19 protein-coding genes are annotated in these 20,156 nt (G+C 61.3%); 9 read left to right on the top strand and 10 right to left on the bottom strand.

Annotated features, from left to right (window positions below; all coding sequences use genetic code 11):
• Positions 1-85: 85 nt before the first annotated feature.
• The 3 genes from ACO07N_RS13770 (at position 86) to clcA (ending at position 3,314) form a co-directional block, all read left to right on the top strand.
• Positions 86-814, top strand: a complete 729-nt coding sequence (locus tag ACO07N_RS13770; protein WP_421981565.1) for a DUF2927 domain-containing protein — start codon at positions 86-88, stop codon at positions 812-814.
• Between the two features lie 248 nt (positions 815-1,062).
• Positions 1,063-1,800, top strand: coding sequence for a L,D-transpeptidase (locus ACO07N_RS13765; protein WP_421981564.1), 738 nt, complete (start codon positions 1,063-1,065; stop codon positions 1,798-1,800).
• Positions 1,801-1,958: 158 nt separating this feature from the next.
• Positions 1,959-3,314, top strand: a complete 1,356-nt coding sequence (clcA, locus tag ACO07N_RS13760) for a H(+)/Cl(-) exchange transporter ClcA (protein WP_421981563.1) — start codon at positions 1,959-1,961, stop codon at positions 3,312-3,314.
• An 18-nt stretch (positions 3,315-3,332) separates the two neighbouring features.
• Here the strand turns inward: clcA and glcF are convergent, their stop codons facing one another.
• The 4 genes from glcF to ACO07N_RS13740 all read right to left on the bottom strand — a co-directional run bounded on the left by glcF (position 3,333) and on the right by ACO07N_RS13740 (position 8,063).
• A complete protein-coding gene (gene glcF, locus ACO07N_RS13755) occupies positions 3,333-4,664 on the bottom strand; it encodes a glycolate oxidase subunit GlcF (RefSeq protein ID WP_421981562.1) in 1,332 nt (443 codons plus the stop codon).
• Positions 4,665-4,856: 192 nt separating this feature from the next.
• On the bottom strand, positions 4,857-5,216 hold the full coding sequence (locus tag ACO07N_RS13750; protein ID WP_421981561.1) for a DUF4870 family protein: 360 nt from the start codon (positions 5,214-5,216) through the stop codon (positions 4,857-4,859).
• Positions 5,217-5,363: 147 nt separating this feature from the next.
• Positions 5,364-6,554, bottom strand: coding sequence for a glycolate oxidase subunit GlcE (gene glcE, locus ACO07N_RS13745; RefSeq protein WP_421981560.1), 1,191 nt, complete (start codon positions 6,552-6,554; stop codon positions 5,364-5,366).
• Positions 6,555-6,566: 12 nt separating this feature from the next.
• Positions 6,567-8,063, bottom strand: coding sequence for an FAD-linked oxidase C-terminal domain-containing protein (locus tag ACO07N_RS13740; RefSeq protein WP_421981559.1), 1,497 nt, complete (start codon positions 8,061-8,063; stop codon positions 6,567-6,569).
• A gap of 153 nt (positions 8,064-8,216) precedes the next feature.
• Here ACO07N_RS13740 and ACO07N_RS13735 point away from each other — a divergent pair, with 153 nt between their 5' ends.
• On the top strand, positions 8,217-9,161 hold the full coding sequence (locus tag ACO07N_RS13735) for a LysR family transcriptional regulator (protein ID WP_421981558.1): 945 nt from the start codon (positions 8,217-8,219) through the stop codon (positions 9,159-9,161).
• Positions 9,162-9,297: 136 nt separating this feature from the next.
• Positions 9,298-9,693 carry a c-type cytochrome gene (locus ACO07N_RS13730; RefSeq protein ID WP_421981557.1) on the top strand — a complete coding sequence of 132 codons (396 nt, stop codon included), beginning with the start codon at positions 9,298-9,300 and terminating at the stop codon, positions 9,691-9,693.
• Between the two features lie 49 nt (positions 9,694-9,742).
• Here ACO07N_RS13730 and ACO07N_RS13725 read toward each other — a convergent pair whose 3' ends face one another.
• On the bottom strand, positions 9,743-11,041 hold the full coding sequence (locus ACO07N_RS13725; protein WP_421981556.1) for a DUF3422 family protein: 1,299 nt from the start codon (positions 11,039-11,041) through the stop codon (positions 9,743-9,745).
• A 192-nt stretch (positions 11,042-11,233) separates the two neighbouring features.
• Between ACO07N_RS13725 and ACO07N_RS13720 the strand changes: the two genes are divergently transcribed.
• Positions 11,234-12,010, top strand: coding sequence for a FadR/GntR family transcriptional regulator (locus tag ACO07N_RS13720; protein WP_421981555.1), 777 nt, complete (start codon positions 11,234-11,236; stop codon positions 12,008-12,010).
• Between the two features lie 19 nt (positions 12,011-12,029).
• Complete coding sequence (locus ACO07N_RS13715) at positions 12,030-13,166, top strand: alpha-hydroxy acid oxidase (RefSeq protein ID WP_421981554.1); 1,137 nt, start codon at positions 12,030-12,032, stop codon at positions 13,164-13,166.
• 9 nt (positions 13,167-13,175) lie between these two features.
• On the opposite strand, the gene ACO07N_RS13710 is transcribed toward ACO07N_RS13715, so the two are convergent.
• Complete coding sequence (locus tag ACO07N_RS13710) at positions 13,176-13,874, bottom strand: type 1 glutamine amidotransferase (protein WP_421981553.1); 699 nt, start codon at positions 13,872-13,874, stop codon at positions 13,176-13,178.
• A gap of 416 nt (positions 13,875-14,290) precedes the next feature.
• Between ACO07N_RS13710 and ACO07N_RS13705 the strand changes: the two genes are divergently transcribed.
• Positions 14,291-15,208: a DMT family transporter gene (locus ACO07N_RS13705; RefSeq protein WP_421981552.1), complete on the top strand. Its 918-nt coding sequence runs from the start codon at positions 14,291-14,293 to the stop codon at positions 15,206-15,208.
• A 12-nt stretch (positions 15,209-15,220) separates the two neighbouring features.
• Here ACO07N_RS13705 and ACO07N_RS13700 read toward each other — a convergent pair whose 3' ends face one another.
• Both ACO07N_RS13700 and ACO07N_RS13695 read right to left on the bottom strand, forming a co-directional pair.
• Entirely contained in the window at positions 15,221-16,111 is an 891-nt protein-coding gene (locus tag ACO07N_RS13700) for a LysR substrate-binding domain-containing protein (RefSeq protein WP_421981551.1), read from the bottom strand.
• 166 nt (positions 16,112-16,277) lie between these two features.
• The gene (locus ACO07N_RS13695) at positions 16,278-17,153 is read right to left on the bottom strand and encodes a LysR substrate-binding domain-containing protein (protein ID WP_319385966.1); all 876 of its coding nucleotides are present in this window, start codon (positions 17,151-17,153) and stop codon (positions 16,278-16,280) included.
• 265 nt (positions 17,154-17,418) lie between these two features.
• Between ACO07N_RS13695 and ACO07N_RS13690 the strand changes: the two genes are divergently transcribed.
• Positions 17,419-17,739, top strand: a complete 321-nt coding sequence (locus tag ACO07N_RS13690) for a DUF1127 domain-containing protein (RefSeq protein ID WP_421981550.1) — start codon at positions 17,419-17,421, stop codon at positions 17,737-17,739.
• A gap of 83 nt (positions 17,740-17,822) precedes the next feature.
• Here the strand turns inward: ACO07N_RS13690 and ACO07N_RS13685 are convergent, their stop codons facing one another.
• Both ACO07N_RS13685 and ACO07N_RS13680 read right to left on the bottom strand, forming a co-directional pair.
• Complete coding sequence (locus ACO07N_RS13685) at positions 17,823-18,584, bottom strand: hypothetical protein (RefSeq protein ID WP_421981549.1); 762 nt, start codon at positions 18,582-18,584, stop codon at positions 17,823-17,825.
• A gap of 143 nt (positions 18,585-18,727) precedes the next feature.
• Positions 18,728-20,101, bottom strand: a complete 1,374-nt coding sequence (locus tag ACO07N_RS13680; RefSeq protein ID WP_421981548.1) for a glutamate--cysteine ligase — start codon at positions 20,099-20,101, stop codon at positions 18,728-18,730.
• Positions 20,102-20,156 lie beyond the last annotated feature (55 nt).

The raw sequence follows: 20,156 nt of genomic DNA, 5'->3' as shown, positions 1-20,156 counted from the left end.
GTGAATTGTACCGGCACGATCACGAATGCCGTGAAACCGGTGAACTTGTGTGGCTGTGAAAGGCGTTCTGAAATATATGAAGAGTATGCGTTTTCGAAACCTGCCCGCTCTGTTGCTCAGTCTGCTCATCCCGGCGCTCGTCGCCGCCGGGCCGGTTCGCGCCGCAAACGATTCATTTTCGACGGAAGAAATCCTGAAGGGATTCGAGAAAACCGTCTTCGGGCTGGAATATCGCAGCTGGAGCTGGCGGCCATACTTGGTGAAGAAATTCACCCAGCCGGTCACGTTCTATGTTCACAATCTTTCCCGCCGGGACCGCACGCGTGTGGTGCACCGCTTCGTGCGCGAGATCGATCGCCGGATCGGCGGACTGAAAACCAGTATCACCAACGACCCGGCTGCGGCGAATTTCGAGGTCTTCGTGGTCGATCGCGCGCAGTACGTTCCCGTCGTTCAGCGCGATATCTACAAGAACAACCGGGCCAAGGTGCCCGGGCGGTGCCTCGTTCGGGTCGTGTCGGGCCGGAACGGGATCAAAAGATCCGCCGCGGTCATCGTGTCCGACGAGGGTGAGTTCCTGTTCAACCGTTGTCTCGTGGAAGAAATCCTGCAGGGCCTCGGCCCCATGAACGACAACCGCGATCTGACGCATTCCGTCTTTAACGATGCATCGCGCCACAGCCGCTTCACCATCTTCGACCAGATCATTTTGAACATGCTCTACGATCCGCGGATCCGGCCGGGCATGTCGATGAAGCAGACCAAGCCGCTCCTGCCCCTGGTGGCGCGCGACGCACGCCGGCGCGTGCGTTAACCAACGATCCGCGAAAACGGCAAGGATTTCAGTGCGCCAAACGGCTGCGTTGCGGGGCTGCGGCACACCACAAAGATTCCATTAATCCTGTTTCGCAAGACTTGGATAACCATAAGAAACATTTACCGAATTTCTCACTTCGGGATTCACTTTTGAAAGAACTTGCGTCCGTATCATCCTTGCCAGTTCGTTAACCGGTCCGTTCAATTGCCGGTGGACTTGGTCGAAGTTGAGTAAAGAGTGCCGCCATGTTCTTTCAGATGAAACGTTCCTGGAACGTCTTGTTTCTTGCCGGAGCCGTCCTTGCCGGCACCGCGTTTTTCTCAGGTCCGGCAACCGCCGGACAGGTTGCCCCTCCACCGCTGGTCCTCAGCCCCAATCTCACGGAACCCTGGATGATGCAGCTGCAGCCGGGAGCCGCCCGCCGCGCCGCGCCTGTCCAGCGCCGGCAGGTTCAGCAGCCCCAGGTGCGCCGCGCCAACTGGTGGTCCCGCCGGATGGAGCCAGCCCGCCAGCAGCCGAAACGGCAGACACGCCAGATCGCGCCGCAGTTCCTGCCGACGATCGTCGAGTACAACGGCAAGCACAAGCCCGGCACAATCGTGATCGACACCAATGCCCGCTTTCTCTATCTCGTTCAGTCGGACGGCACCGCGCGCCGGTACGGCGTGGGCGTCGGCAAGCCCGGCTTCGAATGGGCCGGATCCCACCGCATCACGCGCAAGGCGGAATGGCCGGACTGGCGTCCGCCCGCAGCCATGCGCAAGCGCCGTCCGGAGCTGCCGGCCTTCATGGCCGGAGGGCCGGAAAACCCGCTCGGTGCACGCGCGCTTTATCTCGGATCGACCCTCTACCGCATTCACGGTTCCAACCAGCCGTGGACCATCGGCCACGCGGTCTCGTCCGGCTGCATTCGCATGCGCAATGAGGATGTCATGGACCTTTACGAGCGCGTCGGCGTCGGCACCAGGGTCTACGTCCTTTAAGGCATCGTCCCTGGCCCCAGATCTGACACGGAAACGCACGGCTTGCCCGTGCGTTTTGCGTCCGGGGGGAAGCAGCGCCTTGCACAAATTCCCGTTTCTTTGCAGTTTGTCTGCGTGACCGAGCGAATCCCCGCTCCGATTTTTCAGGACCAATGGGTATGGCCCGGCGCTCCGACATCTTCTCCGCAAGTTCCGACACGGCCTATTTCTTAAAGGCCGCACTGGTCGGTCTTCTCGTCGGCGGACTTGCGACCGGCTTTCACGCGGGCCTGGAGTTCCTGTTCGCACAATACGCCGCCCTGAGAAGCTCGCTCGGCGGAGGCGTCCTTCCCTACGCGGTTTCGATTCTCCTTTCCGCATCCTGCGTGACTGCTGCCTTCCTGCTCGTGCAGCGGGTGGCGCCCGAAGCCGCCGGCAGCGGGATCCAGGAAATCGAGGGCGCGATGGAAGACAAGCGGCCGGTGCACTGGCCGCAGGTGCTCATCGCCAAGTTTTTCGGAGGACTGCTCGCGCTCGGGTCCGGGCTTGTGCTCGGGCGGGAAGGACCGACCATCCACATGGGGGCGATGACGGCTGAAGCGCTGTCGCGCTCCCACAACATGTCGTCCGCCGACCACAAGGGGCTGCTCGCTGCCGGCGCTGCGGCCGGACTGGCTGCCGCGTTCAACGCGCCGCTTGCCGCCATCTTGTTCATCGTCGAGGAAACACGGCGCCAATTCCCGTTCGGCTACCGGACCTACATGGCCGTGATCATCGCATCGATCCTCAGCGCCGCCGTGACCGAACAGCTGACCCAGACCGGGCCGCTGCTTGTCGTCGACGTCAATTACCTGCCCGTGTGGAGCTATGTTCTTCTCGCGGTGCTGGGCATCTTGCTGGGAGCTCTCGGCGTCTTCTTCAACCGGGCGCTGATCATCGTTATGGATCTCTTCCTGAAGATCCCGAAACGTCTGCGCTGGCTGCCCGCGCTGGCGATCGGTGCGGTCACCGGCATCCTGCTGAACGCGTTTCCGGACGCGACCGGCGGGGGGGAAGATCTCGTCCATAACCTCATCTCCAGCCACTACGGTGTGCTTGCGCTTTTGCTGCTGACCTTTCTGAGATTCGGCGGCGTCCTGTTTTCCTACGCGTCCGGCGTCCCCGGCGGGATCTTCGCCCCGATGCTTTCCATCGCGACCTGTGCCGGTCTTGCCTTCGGCGTCCTGGCGGTCGAAACGCTTCCCATTGAAGACGATTTCCGCTCGGCCTGCGCCGTTGCCGCAATGGGCGGGTTTTTCGCCGCTTCCGTCCGTGCGCCGCTCGTCGGTGTCGTGCTGGTCATGGAGCTGACGGGAGCCTACGCGCTGATCATGCCGGTCCTGGTCACTTGCACGACGGCCTCGCTGACCGCGCATCATCTCGGCGGCAACCCGATCTATGAAGAGCTGCTGGAGCGGACATTGCGGCTGTCGGGGCAACCGCAGGATAAGGAGCCGGACAAGACACCGGTTCAGCTGGGCACGCGCGAAAGCTGACGGCGCGCAGCGTTTCTCCTACTCCGCCGCTTCCGCCGGGCGCGAGGCGAGCGCTTCGGGCTGTCTGCCGCCATAGACCCAATCGAGAAGCTCGGCGGTATGGAGGATCGGGATCTCCGTTCCCAGGCCGATCTGCGTCATGCAGCCGATGTTTCCCGTGGCGATCACATCGGGCGCCGTCTTCTCGATGTTGGCGACTTTCCGGTCCCGGAGCCTTCGCGCAATTTCGGGCTGCATGATGTTGTAGGTTCCCGCAGACCCGCAGCAAAGGTGGCCTTCCGGCACGTCCTTGACGTCGAACCCCGCGGCCTTGAGCAGATCTTTCGGCTGCCGCGTAATTTTCTGGCCGTGCTGCATGGAACAGGCCGAGTGATAGGCGACCGTCAAACCGGGCTTGAGAGCGGGCGTGCCGAGATCGACTTCCGTCAGGAACTCGGTGATGTCCTTTGCAAGTGCGGACACCCTGGCCGCCTTTTCGGCGTAGGCGGGATCCTCGCGCAGCATGAAGCCGTAATCCTTGATGGTCGTGCCGCAACCGGAGGCAGTGATCAGAACCGCATCGAGCCCCTCACCGTCAGCCTCGTTGATCCACACGTCCACATTCCGCCTGGCATTTTCCAGTGCGCTTTCTTCCTTGCCCATGTGATGAACGAGCGCTCCGCAGCAGACTTCGCCCCTGGGCAGGACGATTTCATACCCTGCCCGCCGCAGCAGCCGGATCGTGGCGTCGTTGATGGCCGGGTTGAGCACCGGCTGAGCGCAGCCGCTCAAAAGCGCGACGCGTCCTTTCTTCGATGCTGTTTCAGGTTCGAAGACGCCCGGTCCCTCCAACTCACCGCGGATCGGCGCAGCCGCCGGTGCCAGTTCCAGCATGGCCCCCATTCGTGCGAGCGTTCCGCCCATCGACTTCAGGATGCCGGCGAACGGCCGGCCGAAGAACGCGCCGATCAGGGCGAAGCGGAAACGCTTCGGATATGGCAGCACAAAAGAAAGGATGCCGCGCATCAACCGGTCCGGCAACGGCCGCTTGTAGGTCTTTTCGATATGCGCGCGGGCATGGTCGACGAGATGCATGTAATGCACCCCGGACGGGCATGTCGTCATGCACGCCAGACAGGACAGGCACCGGTCGATATGCTTGACGATCTTGTCATCCGCCGGGCGATCGTTCTCGAGCATGTCCTTGATGAGGTAGATGCGGCCGCGCGGGCTGTCGAGTTCGTCGCCAAGCAGCGTGAAGGTCGGGCAGGTGGCCGTGCAAAAGCCGCAATGCACGCATTTGCGCAGAATTTTCTCTGACTCCGCAACATGACTGTCCTTCAGTTGCTCAGCGGTAAAATTCGTCTGCATTGCGCCGTGCGCCCTCTCCGTTACCCCAGATCGCGCGATGGTAAGCTTTGGCCCCAGGGGGCACAAGGTACGTTTCGGGCATAAGGGTTTTGCAAAAAGGGACATTCTGTCCCATGCACGTTCCGCCGATGCCCGGTGCCGGAGCACAGGGCACCCCCGCAATCAACCGGTTTTGAAACGGGTGTTCGGTGCTCAGAACATCCAGGTCTGGGGATTGGGGACCGGTTCTCCGCGACCGGCAAGTTGCAGGCCCTTGATGCAGCGGATGATGGCCCAGACAAGCGTCGCAATCAGAACAAAAACACCGATGAACACGAACATCAGGACAACGCCGATGATGCTGAACAGGAACCCGATCCAAAATGTCCTGATCTGGTAGACGTAGTGAGTATCCACCCATTCGGCCGCCTTGCCCTTGTTCAGATAGGCAAGGATCACACCGACGATCGACGTGATCCCGACGATGATGCTCACGAGATAAAGGATGTAGATCAGCGTGGCATTCTTGCCGCCCGGTTCCATGTACCCGGCGACATCGCTTTGGTCGTTCATTTCCCCCACTCCGCTCAAAAAATGCGTCAATCGTGCGCACCCGCCGAAAGCCAGGCAACACGGGTTTCACCCTATGCGACGGACCCGGAATTGCAACATCTTTGACAAGGCGCGCGCTGACAGCGCAAGGGAAGTGACGCCGAACGTCTAGACCCCCGCCGTCATGCGTCCCGGATTGAGGATACCGCTGGGATCAAACTGCGCTTTCAGACGCGCCGACAGAGACGCGAGCGGCGCCGGCTGCGGCTGAAAAACGTCCATGTTGGAGCGGACAGACGGAACAGCGCGCACCAGGGTGGCATGGCCGCCGCCGGCGTCCAGCAGGGTTCCGCGGATATCGCTTTCGTGCACGAGGCCGTCGACAAGAGACACCCAGACGAGGCCGCCGCTCCAATCGTAGTAGGCCTCGATATCCAGCTTTCCGCGCAAAAGCTCAACCAGTTTCGGGCCCCGTGTCGGGGCAACCGAGATGCGCCAGACGGGGGCATTCGATCCGGCAAACGGCTCGACATCCCGGATCGTCCGCCACAGCGACCTGGAGTCATTTTCGGCAAGCCGTTCGGCTGAGCCGAAAGCGCTCAGCAGCTTCTGGAGCCCCTTGAACCGGTAGTCGACCGATGTCTCGAAGCCTTCCAGCCGGAGGATCGTGCGGCTCTTTTCACCGCCGACGCCAGCCGGGAGATGTGCTGCGCCGGAGACCTCCGCCGATGACCCCATCGCCTGGCACAGGGCCGCAATGGCGCTTTCGTCTCCGAGCCCCGTGAGAACGAACGAGGCCGACGTTTCCGGTTTCGGGTTGACCTTCAACGTGACGGTCGAGGCGACGGCCAGGGTCCCGAAGGAACCGCACAGCGCGCGTGGCAAGTCGTAGCCGGTCACATTCTTGACCACCTTGCCTCCCGAATTGAAGATTTCCCCACGTCCGGAAACAGCTTCCATTCCGAGAACATGGTCCCGGGCCGCGCCAGCCTTGATGCGCCGCGGCCCTGACAGGTTCGCAGCCAGCACCCCGCCGACGGTGCCCTTGCCTGCGTCGACACCCTGCAAGGGCCCGTAATCCATCGGCTCGAAGGAGAGTTCCTGCGCGTTTTCGTCAACGAGTTTTTCAACCTCGGCGATCGGCGTCCCGGCCTTCACGGTGAGGATAAGCTCCGCCGGTTCGTAGCTGTCGACACCCGAAATGTCCGACAGGTCCAGAACATGCGCGGCCTGAACCGGCCGACCCAGGCCCCGCTTGGAGCCCTGGCCAATGATCTCTAGCGGCTGTTCCTCGGCGGCCGCCCATTTTACCACATCCTCGAGTTCCTGCGTCGTCCGCGGTTTCAGTGTCGCATCCATTTGTCGTGATCCTCAGAACCGGGGAATGTCGGGGAAAGGCAACTGGCCCTTGTGGACGTGCATCTTGCCCAGCTCCGCGCAGCGATGCAGGACGGGAAACACCTTGCCCGGGTTGAGCAGGTGTTTTTCATCGAAGGCGCATTTGACTCGCTGCTGCTGCTTCAGATCCGCGTCGGAGAACATGTCCGTCATCAGATCGCGCTTTTCAATGCCGACGCCGTGCTCACCGGTCAATACGCCGCCGACCTCCACGCACAGGCGCAGGATATCGGCACCGAATTCTTCCGCTGCATCCAGCTCGCCCGGCTTGTTTGCATCGTAGAGAATGAGCGGGTGGAGATTGCCGTCTCCCGCATGAAAGACGTTGGCGACGCCGAGCCCGTGCTTTTCGGACAATTCGCGCATGCGTGCCAGAACCTTCGGCAGTTCGCGGCGGGGAATGGTGCCATCCATGCACAGATAGTCCGGCGAGATCCGGCCGACAGCAGGAAAGGCGGCCTTGCGTCCGGCCCAGAAGGTCATGCGCTCTTCTTCGCTCTCCGAAATGCGCACATGGCTCGCCTGGTTCTGCCTGGCGATTTCCTCCACGCGCCCGATCAGGAAATTGACCTCATCCTCCGGCCCGTCCAGTTCGACGATCAGAAGCGCCTCCACGTCCCGCGGGTACCCTGCATTGACAAAATCCTCGGCCGCATGGATCGCCGGCTTGTCCATCATCTCCATGCCGCCGGGAATGATGCCGGCCGCGATGATGTCGGCGACGCAGCGCCCGCCGTCTTCGCTTGTCGGGAACCCGATCAGGAGCGCGCGTGCGGTTTCCGGCTTCTGCAGGATCCGGACCGTCACCTCGGTCACGACGCCCAGCAGTCCCTCGGACCCTGTCATCAGTGCCAGGAGATCGTATCCCTCGCTGTCCAGATGCTTGCCGCCGAGCCGAACCACCTCGCCGTTGATCAGGACCATTTCCAGACCAAGCACGTTATTGGTCGTCAGGCCGTATTTCAGACAGTGCACACCGCCGGAGTTTTCCGCGATGTTGCCGCCGATGGAACAGGCGATCTGCGACGACGGATCAGGTGCGTAGTAAAAGCCCTCGTGCTCCACCGCCCGCGTGATACCGAGATTCGTGACCCCCGGCTGAACGACAACCGCGCGATTGTCGAAATCGATATCCAGGACCCTGTTGAATTTCATCATGGACAGGAGGACGCCATCGGCGAGCGGCAACGCCCCGCCGGACAGGGAGGTTCCGGCACCGCGCGGCACGACCTTCACGTCGTTGTCATGACAGTATTTCAGGACCTTCGAGACCTGCTCGACGGTTTCGGGCAGCACGACGATCAGCGGCAACTGGCGATAGGCGGTCAGGGCATCGGTCTCGTAAGCCCGCATTTCGCGTTCTTCGTGGATCACACCTTCGCCGGGCACGATTGCCTGAAGGGCTTTCAGTATGTCCACGCGGCGGGCAAGAACGTCCTCGTCCGGTGCAGGCATCGCGATCGCGGTCACGGCTGTCTCCTCGCGGTTTTCATAAAATTGATCCAGTCGGCTCGCCCTGTCGTAACAGGTGCTGGTAGTTCATCGGCTTTTCCAGCATGTGACAAGTCTGGTCGCGTTGGGAAGTGTTCGCTGAACAATAATTGTCTTTCTGAGAGATTGAAAATGAGCAATCTTACGGACATGGAAATCTTCGCACGCGTGGTAAGCTCGGGCAGCATGTCGGCGGCCGGTCGTGAGATGAGCCTGTCGCCGGCCGTGGTTTCCAAGAGGATCCGCCGGCTCGAAGAAAAGCTCGGAACGCGCCTCCTGCAGCGGACAACACGCCAGATCGCCATGACGGAGGCCGGTCAGGGTTTCTATGAACGTGTTGTTGCGATCCTCGCCTCCGTGGAAGAGGCGGAGTCGTTCGTTTCTCGTGGCTCGGCAAAGGCACGGGGCAACCTGCGCGTCGCCGTCCCGACATCATTCGGACGGCTGCACATCGCGCCGCATCTCGGACGGTTCCTTTCCGAGAACCCTGACCTGGCCGTCAATCTGGACCTGTCCGACGACTTCGTGGATATCGTCGGCGACGGCTACGATCTGGCGGTCCGGATTGCCGAACTGTCGGACTCCAGCCTGGTCGCCCGCCGACTAGCGCCCGTGCATCGCATCTTGTGCGCAAGCCCGGAGTATCTCGAGAAACACGGGGTTCCCCAGAGCATCGAAGACCTTGCAAGCAATCATGTGACGCTTGCCGCGACGAACCAGGATCCGTGGCGGCTGGCCGGCCCGCAGGGCATCGAGACAGTCAGAACACAAGCGCCGATCAAGACCAATTCGAATGAGGTCGTGCGGGAATGCCTGCTCGAGGGCGTCGGCATTGCTCTGCGCTCGACCTGGGACGTCGGTCCGGAGCTGCGCGAAGGAAAGCTGAAAATCCTGTTGCCGCAGTACCGCGCCTCAAAGGATGTCGGGCTTTACGCCGTTTATCCGAGCCGGCAGTTCCTTCCTGCCAAGGTCCGGGTGTTCATCGACTTCCTGGCAAAGCTCTACGGTTCCTCGCCTTACTGGGACGCGGGACTTGACGACTGGCTGCGGTTGCCAAGCAACGCGAAGGCAAGTTGATCACTCGCTTTTGAGAGCGCTGCCGCCCGAATGCGGATTAGTATCTCTCCAGATGCGACCGTGCGTCACTTGCACTTTCGGGTTCCATCCTGTTGTGTGTGCGTGTGCTTTTGCACGCAAATTGAGGGAGAGATGTATGTATCGTCTGCTGATGATCGCCGGAAGCGCGCTTCTGGCCCTGACTGCTCAGGCAAGTGCCGAGGGTGACCCTGTCAAGGGTGAAAAAATCTTCAAGAGGTGTGCCGCCTGCCACGCTGTAGGAGAAAATGCCAAGAACAAGGTGGGGCCGCAGCTCAACGGCGTTGTTGACGCCGCATGGGGCCGCATCGACGGGTTCAAGTATTCCAACAACCTCGTCGAACTGAGCGACGGCAAGGTATGGGATGCGGCGACGCTGGATATCTACCTGACGAAGCCGAAGGACCTCATTCCCAAAGGCAAGATGGCGTTCGCCGGCCTTCGCAAGGAAGAGGATCGCGCCAACGTTATTGCGTATCTCGCGCAGTACAATGAGGACGGTACCACCAAGTAAACTCGGGACAATCCGACGATACACGAGGCCGGGATTTCCCGGCCTCTTTTCATTCCCCAGTGTGATGCTTGCGGATCCGGCGGACCACCCACCAGATCAGAAGCACGACCAGCGGGACAGCCAGACCCGTCGTGATGTTCGCGTTCGGAACCGGAAGACCCGCATCCTTGGCCGCTTTTGCCAGATAGGAGATCAGTCCGACGACATAGTAGCTGACGGCCGCGACCGACAGGCCTTCGACGGTCTGCTGCAGTCTCAGCTGCAGCCGGGCCCTGCGGTTCATCGACTGCAACAGGCTCCGGTTCTGGCGCTCGAGTTCGACATCGACCCGGGTGCGCAATAGCGTGGTCGCCCGGGCGAGCTTTTGTGACAACATCGCCTGCCTGTCCTCGATCGCCTGACAGGTGCGCATCGCAGGCGCAAGGCGACGCCCCAGAAATGACGACATGGATAGCTCACCGGGCGCGGCAGCCTCGTTCAAGGTTGCGAACCGCGCCTTGACGATTTCGTCATATGCCCGGCTCGCGCCGAAACGGAAGCTGCTTGCGGTTGCACCGGCTTCGAGGACGGCGGCCAGTTCGGTGAACTTGTCCAGCAGTTCCTGGTTTGCGCCGAGGGCCGAGGCATCCTTCATCTGCCCGGTCAACTCGGCAAGCTCGATCTCGGCGCGCCGGATCCCGGGCTGAAGGCCGCTCGCCTCGAACAGACCGAGCATCGCCAGCGTGCGGTATGTTTCGATTTCCAGAAGCCGTTGCACGACGGCTCCGGCCTGCACGTCGCTCAGTGACCGGTTGAACACCAGAATGCGGGTCAGCCCATCGCCATCCTGCCGGAAATCCGTTGCCGCAAGGGCCGCGCCGTCCTCCAGTGTCGACACCGTCAGACTGCTTTCCTCGAAATGGCCGCGCCAGTCGGTTTCCTCGGCGGGGTCACGCAGTTCCAGCCGGACGGCAACCAGAAGATCGCCCGGTGCACGGAACGCTGCTCCAAAGGGATGGGCCGCCGGCAGGTCGCCGAAAATCCGGTCTGCCCGTGCCGCCCCGTCCCAGGTGTAGGTGATGAACTCGGCATGCTGCTCCCAGCTCAGGGTACCGCCGCCAAAGGACAGGGTGTGGTGCCTCGTGCCGGGGGCCGGACCCGGTGCTCCCCTGGAAACGCAGAACTCCGAAAGCCATGCCTGATCGGCGGCCGCTTCCTCCGTATTGGCGAGGAACGCGTAGTGCAGGATCGTCCGGGGACCGGCAAGCGGACGGAAGGGCCGCGCATGTACCTCACCCAGCACCCGCTCGCGCATCGGCGATGTGCGAAAGGCCGGCAGTGTCGACCCGTTTTCTGATCCCTGTCCCAAGATTCCCGCCTCGCCCCTATGAAGACTGCGCCTACTTTGCTCACACCGGACGCGTTATACCAAGGTCTAATATTGTCACAGGTGGCGATGGCCGCGCCGGTGCCGGCCACGAAACGGCAAAATTGGATAAAAAAATTGACCAATTGAGAAACCATCCCTATTGTGCGCCGAAACACTGGGGACCCCGCGGACATGTTCCAGCCTGTCGATCATCAGAAAACCGCCGATGCTGTAGTCGAGCAGATTGAGAACCTGATTCTGAAAGGTGTCCTTCATTCAGGTGACCGGCTGCCTTCGGAGCGGGACCTTGCCGAACAGATGAAAGTGTCGCGGCCGGTGTTGCGGGACGCGCTCAAGATCCTTGAAGAACGCAGGCTGATCGAAGCGCGCCGTGGCGGTGGAACCTTCGTTTGCGACCTGATCGGGCCGATCTTCTCCGATGCCGTCATCGAACTGATTGCGCGGCACCCGTCCGCGATCAGTGACTATTTCGAGTTTCGAAGGGGCATCGAGGGACAGGCGGCAGCCCAGGCGGCGATGCGTGCCGCACCGTCCGACATCGAGCGCCTGCAAGAAATCGTTCGGCAGATGCACCGCGCACATGAGGCGGAAGACCTAACCGCCGAAGCATTGCTTGATGTCGACTTTCACCATGCAGTCGGTGAAGCCGCCCACAATGTCGTCATGCTGCACACGCTGCGTTCGTGCTACCGACTGCTTGAAAACGGCGTCTTCTACAATCGGGGCCGGCTCTATCACCATCCCACGGCGCGCAGTGAATTGCTGCAGCAGCACAGCGCGATCGCGGCGGCCATCTGCACTGCGGACCCCGCGGGCGCACGGCGCACTTCGGAAGAGCACATCGACTATGTACGCGGCACGCTGAGCGAAGCCGAGCAGCTCGATCAGCGGGAACGGCTGGCTGAACTCAGGCGCGTCAAACCCCTCAAGAAATCTGCAAGATCCTGACAATCCGGGAGGATGAACCATGACAATCGTAACCGATGTTGCCGACATGCAGGCGCTGGCGAAACGCCGCGTCCCGAAAATGTTCTATGACTATGCGGACACCGGCTCCTGGACGCAAAGCACCTACCACGCGAACGAGGCCGCACTGCAGCGCCAGAAGCTGCGCCAGCGCGTCGCGCGCAATATCGACAACAGGTCGGTCGAGAGCACCATGACCGGACAGGATGTCTCCATGCCGGTCGCGCTTGCCCCGGTCGGCCTGACCGGCATGCAACATGCGGATGGGGAAATCCTGGCGGCACAGGCAGCAGAAGAATTCGGCGTTCCCTTCACGCTGTCGACCATGAGCGTGTGCTCGATCGAGGATGTGGCCGAACACACGAAGAACCCGTTCTGGTTCCAACTCTATGTCATGCGCGACCGCGGGTTTTCCGAGAGCCTGATGCAACGGGCCAAGGCCGCCGACTGTTCGGCCCTCGTGCTGACGCTCGATCTGCAGGTTCTCGGACAGCGCCACCAGGATATCAAGAACGGCCTGAGCACGCCTCCGAAGCCCAAACCGCATGTTCTGCTCGATCTTGCGTTCAAGCCGCGCTGGTGCCTGAACATGCTGCAGACCAAACGGCGTGAGTTCGGCAACATCACCGGCCATGTCTCCGGCGTCGACGACATGACCTCCCTCGCGGAATGGACCGCGAGCCAGTTCGACCCGACCCTCGACTGGTCGTCCGTGGAGTGGGTCAAGAAGCACTGGGACCGCAAGCTGATCCTCAAGGGCATCAATGATGTGGAGGACGCCAAGACCGCCGCTGAAATCGGTGCCGACGCAATCGTGGTGTCGAACCATGGCGGCCGCCAGCTCGATGGTGCCCTTGCCTCTTACGACGTCCTCGGAGATATCGTCGACGCGGTCGGCGACAGGATCGAAGTCCAGTTCGACGGTGGCATACGTTCGGGACAGGACGTTTTCCGCGCGGTCGCGATGGGCGCCCACGGCACCTATATCGGCCGTGCCTTCATCTATGGCCTCGGTGCGATGGGAAAACCGGGCGTCACCAAGGTCCTGGAGATGATTCACAAGGAACTCGACGTGACCATGGGGCTGTGCGGGGAGACCGACATCAAGGACGTCGGCCGGCACAACCTGGTTCTCTAATCTCTGCGATTAAAGGAGCCCGAGCCAGGCTTCGGTAAGGGCCGTGCCGATCCGGTCCGCCTCGCCGGCGTTCAGCCTCGCTTCTTGCTCCATGCGCTCCGGCCAGTCGGGCGTATGGGGCAGGATTTCATCTGCAAGGTGATGCGACCAGCCGGTGACGTCCTCAAGTGCGGCTTCGAAGTGAAACTGGATGGCATAGGTCGCACGACCCATGCGGAACGCCTGGATGGGCGTCATCGCGCTGCTTGCGAGGTGAACCGCACCCTCGGGCAGCGACACGGTGTCGGTGTGCCAGTGGAAGAGCGGACCGCCCTCACCCAGCGCCTTGAGCACCGGATCGTTCCGCCCCGCCGCCGTGGGCGTCACCTGGTGCCAGCCGAACTCGATCGGCCGCGCCAGAATGTTGTCGGCGCCGAATGCCCGGCCGATCAGCTGGCAGCCGAGGCAGATGCCGAGCACCGGACGGCTTTCCTCATGAAAGCGCCTGATCAATTCGCATACGTCCGGCAAGAACGGGTACTGCGCATCGGCCAGGGCATCCTGCCCGCCTCCGAGCACGACCAGGCCGCTGTGGTGTCCGGCACTATCCGGCACGGTCTCCCCCGCGTAGGCCCTGACGACCCGGTATGCGATCCCCATGGCGTCCGCCTTCCTGCCGAACGCCGCAAGATCGGCCTTCGGATAGTTCTCAATCACGAGCAGAGGCATCTTCTGAAACAGCTCCGTAGGGGGCGTCCGCATTCAAATCGACAAGACGTTATACCAACCTCAATAAGTAAGAACCTATTCGATGGTCTTTTTCAGGTTCGCCGGTAAGGAGCGGTACGCGGGCCGGCCTGGTTGGCCGGTCAAGCGGCGCGACGCAGTCCGGCGGGCCTGAAAAAACCACCGGAGGCCGCGACATGAGAGCGTTCCGCCGCGTTGCGCATCTTGGCCGATGCCCCACATCGCCCCGCGACACGCTCCTCGCGGAACACGCTCGTATCACGGTCGAACAGATTCTTACTTTTTGAGGTTGGTATTAATCATCTGCAACTGTGATGAAAACATCAAAAACAATCATTTGCACCGAACCGGGTGCCGCGCCAGATTCCAGACAAGGATTTTCAGGACATGGTGTTTTCATGAGCGTCGCTTCTTCCGCGATACGCCGCGACCCGAGCGGCTTTTCGGCCACTGACTATGGTCTTTATGCCGTGACGGTGCTCGCCTGGGGTTTCAGCTGGATCGCCATGAAGAGCCAGGTCGCGACCGTTGTTCCGGAAGTGTCAGTGTTCTGGCGGTTTGTTCTGGCCGCATCGATCATGATGGCCTGGGTCAAGTTTCGGGGGCACACACTTTCCTTCGGTTTACGCGAACACCTCCGGTTCGCGGGCCTCGGCGCGCTTCTTTTCTCGACCAATTTCACGCTGTTCTACTACGGTGCCATGCAGATACCCTCCGGTCTTCTCGCGGTCATCTTCTCAACGGCATCGATTTTCAACCTGTTCCTGGGCCTGGTCCTGTTCGGTCAGCGCCCGAACCCACTTGCCCTCGCCGCGGGCTTTCTGGGCTTTGCCGGAATCGCGTTCATGTTCTGGCCGAAATTCGCGGATGCCGAGTTCAACACACACGCCGCCGTGGGACTGGGCATGTGTATCGCAGGCACCCTGTCCTTCTGCTTCGGCAACATGGTGTCCGCGGACACACAGAAAAAGGGCATCGCCGTTGCGCCGGCCACCGCCTGGGGAATGGTCTATGGGGCTTGTTTTCTGGGCGTATTTTCGGCGCTTCGCGGCCAGAGCTTTGCCGTCGAGTGGTCGTATTCCTATTTCGGCGGGATGGTGTTTCTCGCGGTTGTCTCGTCCGTGATCGCCTTTGCCTCCTACCTGACGCTGCTCGGCCGGGTCGGCTCTGCCCGCGCCGGTTACGCAACGGTCATGTTCCCGGTTGTCGCGCTCACGCTTTCAACAGTCTTTGAAGGCTATCAGTGGACCGCCATTGCAGCGCTTGGCCTCGTCTGCGTGCTGGGCGGCAACATCATGATGCTGAAGGCGCGCTGAGGCGCTACAGGACTATTCCGCAGCAAGCTGGGCGGCGGAGGTGCCGACATTTCCGATTGCCGCGATCAGGTGATTGCACAGGGTATCGTGCATCGCTTCACGTGCTGCATCCGAGCGCAACAGCGCAATATCGCAAGAGGGAAGCGTCGGGAAACCGTCTCGCTCATCCAGAATACGCATGCCGTCCCGGATCGCGCTTTCCGGGAACACGGTCACGGCCAGTCCGGCCTGAACCGCGCCGACGAGAGCGGCGGCGCTGGAACTCGTATAGGAAACACGGTAACGCCGGCCCGCCCGGTCCAGGGCATCCATGGACATGCGCCGCCAGCCGCAGGAGGCCGGCCCCAGCGCAAGGCGGACGGTGTCCTGCGTATGTGCGCAGTGCTGCGTGGACGTCACCCAGTAGAGCGGTTCGCGGCGAATGATCTCGCCCCTGAGATCCATGGTGTCGCTCGACGTGGTGATCGCCACGTCCAGCGTGCCCTCGCGGATGGACTCGGTCAGTTTGCTGCTGCCCGAGCACTCGACCTGCACCTCGATCGACGGGTTCAACCTGTTGAACGCCGCCAGCACCTGGGGCAGGAGGCGGTCCGCGTAGTCATCCGGCACGCCGAGTTTCACGTGGCCGACTTCCTTCTTGCCGTTGAAAGCAGACAGGGTCTCGTCATTGAGCAGGATCATCCGGCGGGCGAACTCAACCAGGCGCTGACCGTCTTCCGTCAGGCGAGACTGGCGGCCGTCCTTGATGAAAATCGGTTGGCCGACGCGTTCCTCCAGCCGCCGCATCTGCATCGAGACGGCCGACTGGGTCTTGTGAACGGCTTCACCGGCCTTGGTGAAGCTGCCCAGCTCGGCAATCGCTAAAAACGTGCGGAGCTGATCAATGTCCAACGCGTGATTCATCGGAATACTCCGCGGTTCAACCACATATCAAGCGGATGATTTGAGATTCGAATTGATTTGGCAAAGATACATCAAAATTTCTTACATTACAAACGGAAATTCGGCGCCTCAGCTTAGGCAGAGTTCATGTAAGATGCTGAATTGAATTGACTTTCTTAACTACGTGTTACTCGGCCGCGTGTGGCACCGACAGGTTGTCGAGCGAGGAAACAATGTGCTCCACAAGGGCATCGGTCACGCGCGAGCTGTTGTGCCAGGAGCGCATGATGCCGATTTCACAGTCCGGCAGTTTCGGAAATCCGTCGGCTTCCGTCAGCACACGCATGCCTGACCGCAGGGCACTTTCCGGCAGAACGGATATGGCGAGACCTGCCAGCACGGCGGCACCGACCGCCGTCGAATTCCAGCTCGAATACAGAAGACGGTGCTCGCGCATCTGGTCGCCCAGAGCATTGATCGCGGCTTTGCGCCAGTCGCAGGTCGCTCGGCCAAGCGCCAGCGGCAGCGGTGATTCGTTTTCGATGGCGTGACGCGCGGACGCGACCCAAAGGAGCGGTTCGCGCCTGACGAGGTCGACGTGTTTGCGCCCCTTCTTCTGGACATGGGTGATGATCGCAACGTCCAGTTCGCCCTCGCCGATCATGTCGGCCAGATTGGGGGTCGGCGCGCACACGACGCTGACCTCCGCCTTGGGGTTGGACCTTGAGAACCGCGCCAGGATTTCAGGCAGGAACCGATCCGCATAGTCGTCGGGAGTGCCGAGGCGCACGAGGCCGGCAAGTTCGGTGTCGTCGAAGGCGGCAAGGGTTTCATCGTTCAGCTGCACCAGCCGCCGTGCATAGTGAAGCAGACGTTCTCCGTGCTCGGTCAACCGGGACTGCCGCCCCACCCTGACAAACAGGGGCTTGCCGATCCGTTCTTCCAGCCGCCGCATCTGCATCGATACGGCCGACTGGGTCTTGTGCACGTTTTCCGCGGCCCTGGTGAAACTGCCGCTCTCGGCAATGGCAACGAATGTCCGCAGCTGATCAAGATCGAGCATTAGCCCCCCAATGATAAGAGATCGTCATGTTTATCATGACATCCATTCGAAGGTGAAATGATTATTCTCTCACGCCCCATCACGCAGCGGATCTCCGGCGCGACCTGCTCACATCACACTTTCTGATCTATTCCATCACAAACATTCGTTGGATTTATGTTTGCGGAATGGGCATCTTGAGGATGTTCCTCAAACAAGGATCGCCACAACTGGCGCGGAACAAGCTGTCGACACTTCCGTCGGCCGCTCACAGGAGACTTTTGCCATGACGCATTTCGCAAGCATCCCCTTCGTCGCTCTTCTCGGGCAGATGGCTGCCCGTGCATGGCGTGTGTTTAACAACCGGCGCCATGTGAACGAACTCACACACTGGTCCGACGAACAACTCAAGGACATTGGCCTGACGCGGAGCGACGTTCGACGCGCGTTGGCCGAACCGTTCTATCGAGACCCGACATCTGTTTTGAGCACCACAACGACATTCGGCGGCGCTTTCAATCTCAGCGCAGCCAATAGCGTTCTGGAGAAACAGCCCCTGATCCTGATCGACGGACACAAGGGAAAGTCAGGACAGATTGCCGCCTGAGTTCTTTCTGCGTCCCCGGATTTGCAGCCCCTGTCGGCAAGCCTTGCTGACGAAAACTGACCCGCCCCCCGGCGGGTCTTTTTTTATTTGTCCTCGTCGAGATCCCGGGCTGCTTTTTCAAAAAAGCTGTCAAAGGCCCTGAACTGGTTCGACTGGAAGTCGCGTCCGGCTGCCATCCAGCTTGAGACCATTTCGTCAAACTCCGACGCCTGCTCCTCGGCCACGTCGTCGTCATCTTCGGGGAGATCCACTTCCGGCTCCGGGTCCGCGACGTGTTCGGCCGGTTGGCTGACAACGCTTGCCGGTTGCAGGAAGGATCCCCAAAACGCAGTCATCGCATCGGCATAGCCCTGCATGTAGTCGACCGGCGTCGGCTGCGGTTTCGGGCGCCCGCGGGCGAATCCGCGCAGATAGGCGTCCAGCAGGTTCCGTGCCTCTCCTTGCAGGAACGGGCGCGCGACCTGTCCCATCGCGAGCGTTGCGGCAACGGGCATCATCTCCTGGATCGCATCGCTTTGAAGGCCGGTCAGGCCCGAGATCTGCGCGGCGAGGGCGTTCTGCACCGCCTCCGGACCGAAGAACGGCGTCAGCGCGGTTCCGGACGCGTTCTGCATGAAGCTGGAAAGGGGCGAGGTCTCGTCGCTACCGAACGATGCAGGCACGCCGGGAAACTCGGCAAAGCCGGGCACGGCGCTGCCGAAGTAGCGGAAGCCGTTCAGGGCCGCCGGCAAAAGCTGTTCCATGACCTTGCTCAGATCATCATTCGACCAGCCGAAGCGCTCCCTGACATCTTCGGACAAGGAAAAAACGTCAAATGGAGGCATCCCCATATCGCTGCCAATCATGGCATTGCTCCCCTCGGACCCGGGCAAGGCCTTGAGACAAAAGGCCGTCCCCAAGAAGAGTGGCCTTTTCGGGAGGTCAGGTCAATTGATGCCTTTCGCCAGACCGTATGAACGAACAGATTTCGTTTGCCGGTAGCGTCCGTTCAATAGGCGTATTCGCGGAAAACCTGCGTGATATCGCCGTTCCAGGAGCCTTCATAGCGCTGCAGGAGGATGTCGGCGGGGCACATGCCAGCCGCCAGGCCCTCTTCCAGGGGTGCCAGGTGAACGCGCTCGTCAAGGTCGCCGTCACTCAACCTGTTCCGCCGCTTCAGACCTTCCATCGACAGCGCGAGAACCTGCTTGGCGACATCGAGAACGGTGCCGCTGCGGAAAGGCGTCTGCAGCGCGGTCTTCGGAACGCCGGCGCGCAATGCCGCGCGTTCTTCCTGCGTCCAGTCCTGAACCAGTTGCCAGGCCTGATCGAGCACACCGTCGTCATAAAGCAGACCGACCCAGAGTGCCGGAAGCGCGCAGATACGGCGCCAGGGACCGCCGTCGGCGCCGCGCATCTCGATGTATTTCTTGAGCCGGACATCCGGAAACAGCGTCGACAGGTGATTGTTCCAGTCGCCAAGGCTCGGCGTGGCATCCGGGACCCGGCCCTCCAGCGCCCCGTTCATGAACTGGCGGAAGGTGGTGTCGGTCACGTCGTAGTAGGTCGTGCCGCGCTTGACGAAATACATCGGAATATCGAGTGCCCACTCGACATAGCGTTCGAAGCCGAAACCGTCTTCGAACGCGAAGGGCATGTCGCCGGTCCGGTCCCGGTCCGTATCGGTCCAGATCTGCGCGCGGAAGGACTTGAAGCCGTTGGGCCGGCCGTCCGTGAACGGGGAATTTGCGAACATCGCTGTGGCAATCGGCTGCAAGGCCAGCCCGATGCGCATCTTGCGCACCATGTCGGCCTCGGACGAGAAATCGAGATTCACCTGGATGGTCGAGGTCCGGTACATCATGTCGAGGCCGAGAGAGCCGACCTTCGGCATGTAGTTGGTCATGATGTCGTAGCGCGACTTCGGCATGCGCGGAACGTCTTCCCGCGTCCAGGTCGGCGTCATGCCGATCCCGAGAAAACCGACACCCATGGGCTCGGCGATCTGGCGAACATGCGCCAGATGCTGGTTGGCCTCTCGGCACGTCTGGTGAAGGTTCTCAAGCGGTGCGCCGGACAGCTCGAACTGGCCGCCGGGTTCGATGGAGATCGCGCCGCCGCCCTCGTTGTCCGCAAGACCGATGATCTTCCCGGCATCCTCGATCCGCTCCCACCCGAGCAGCCGTTCCATGCCCTCCAGAACCGCCTCGACACCATTGGCGCCTTCATAGGGAATCGGCGAGAGCTGCTCCAGGCAGAAACCGAATTTCTCGTGCTCGGTGCCGATCCGGAACCTGTCTTCCGGTTTACATCCCGCCTCAAGGGTCGCTGCAAGATCGGCAACAGTTTCAATCGGCGTGGTATCGACCGTATCGCGGGCCATGAGGCAGTCCTAAATGTCTGCGCGGATTACCGGGAGGAATTCGAAATCGACCTGG

Source organism: Roseibium sp., assembly GCF_965229775.1.
GTDB lineage: Bacteria > Pseudomonadota > Alphaproteobacteria > Rhizobiales > Stappiaceae > Roseibium.
The sequence above is the reverse complement of the archived record's forward strand: the minus strand, read 5'-3'. Positions and strand labels throughout refer to the sequence as shown.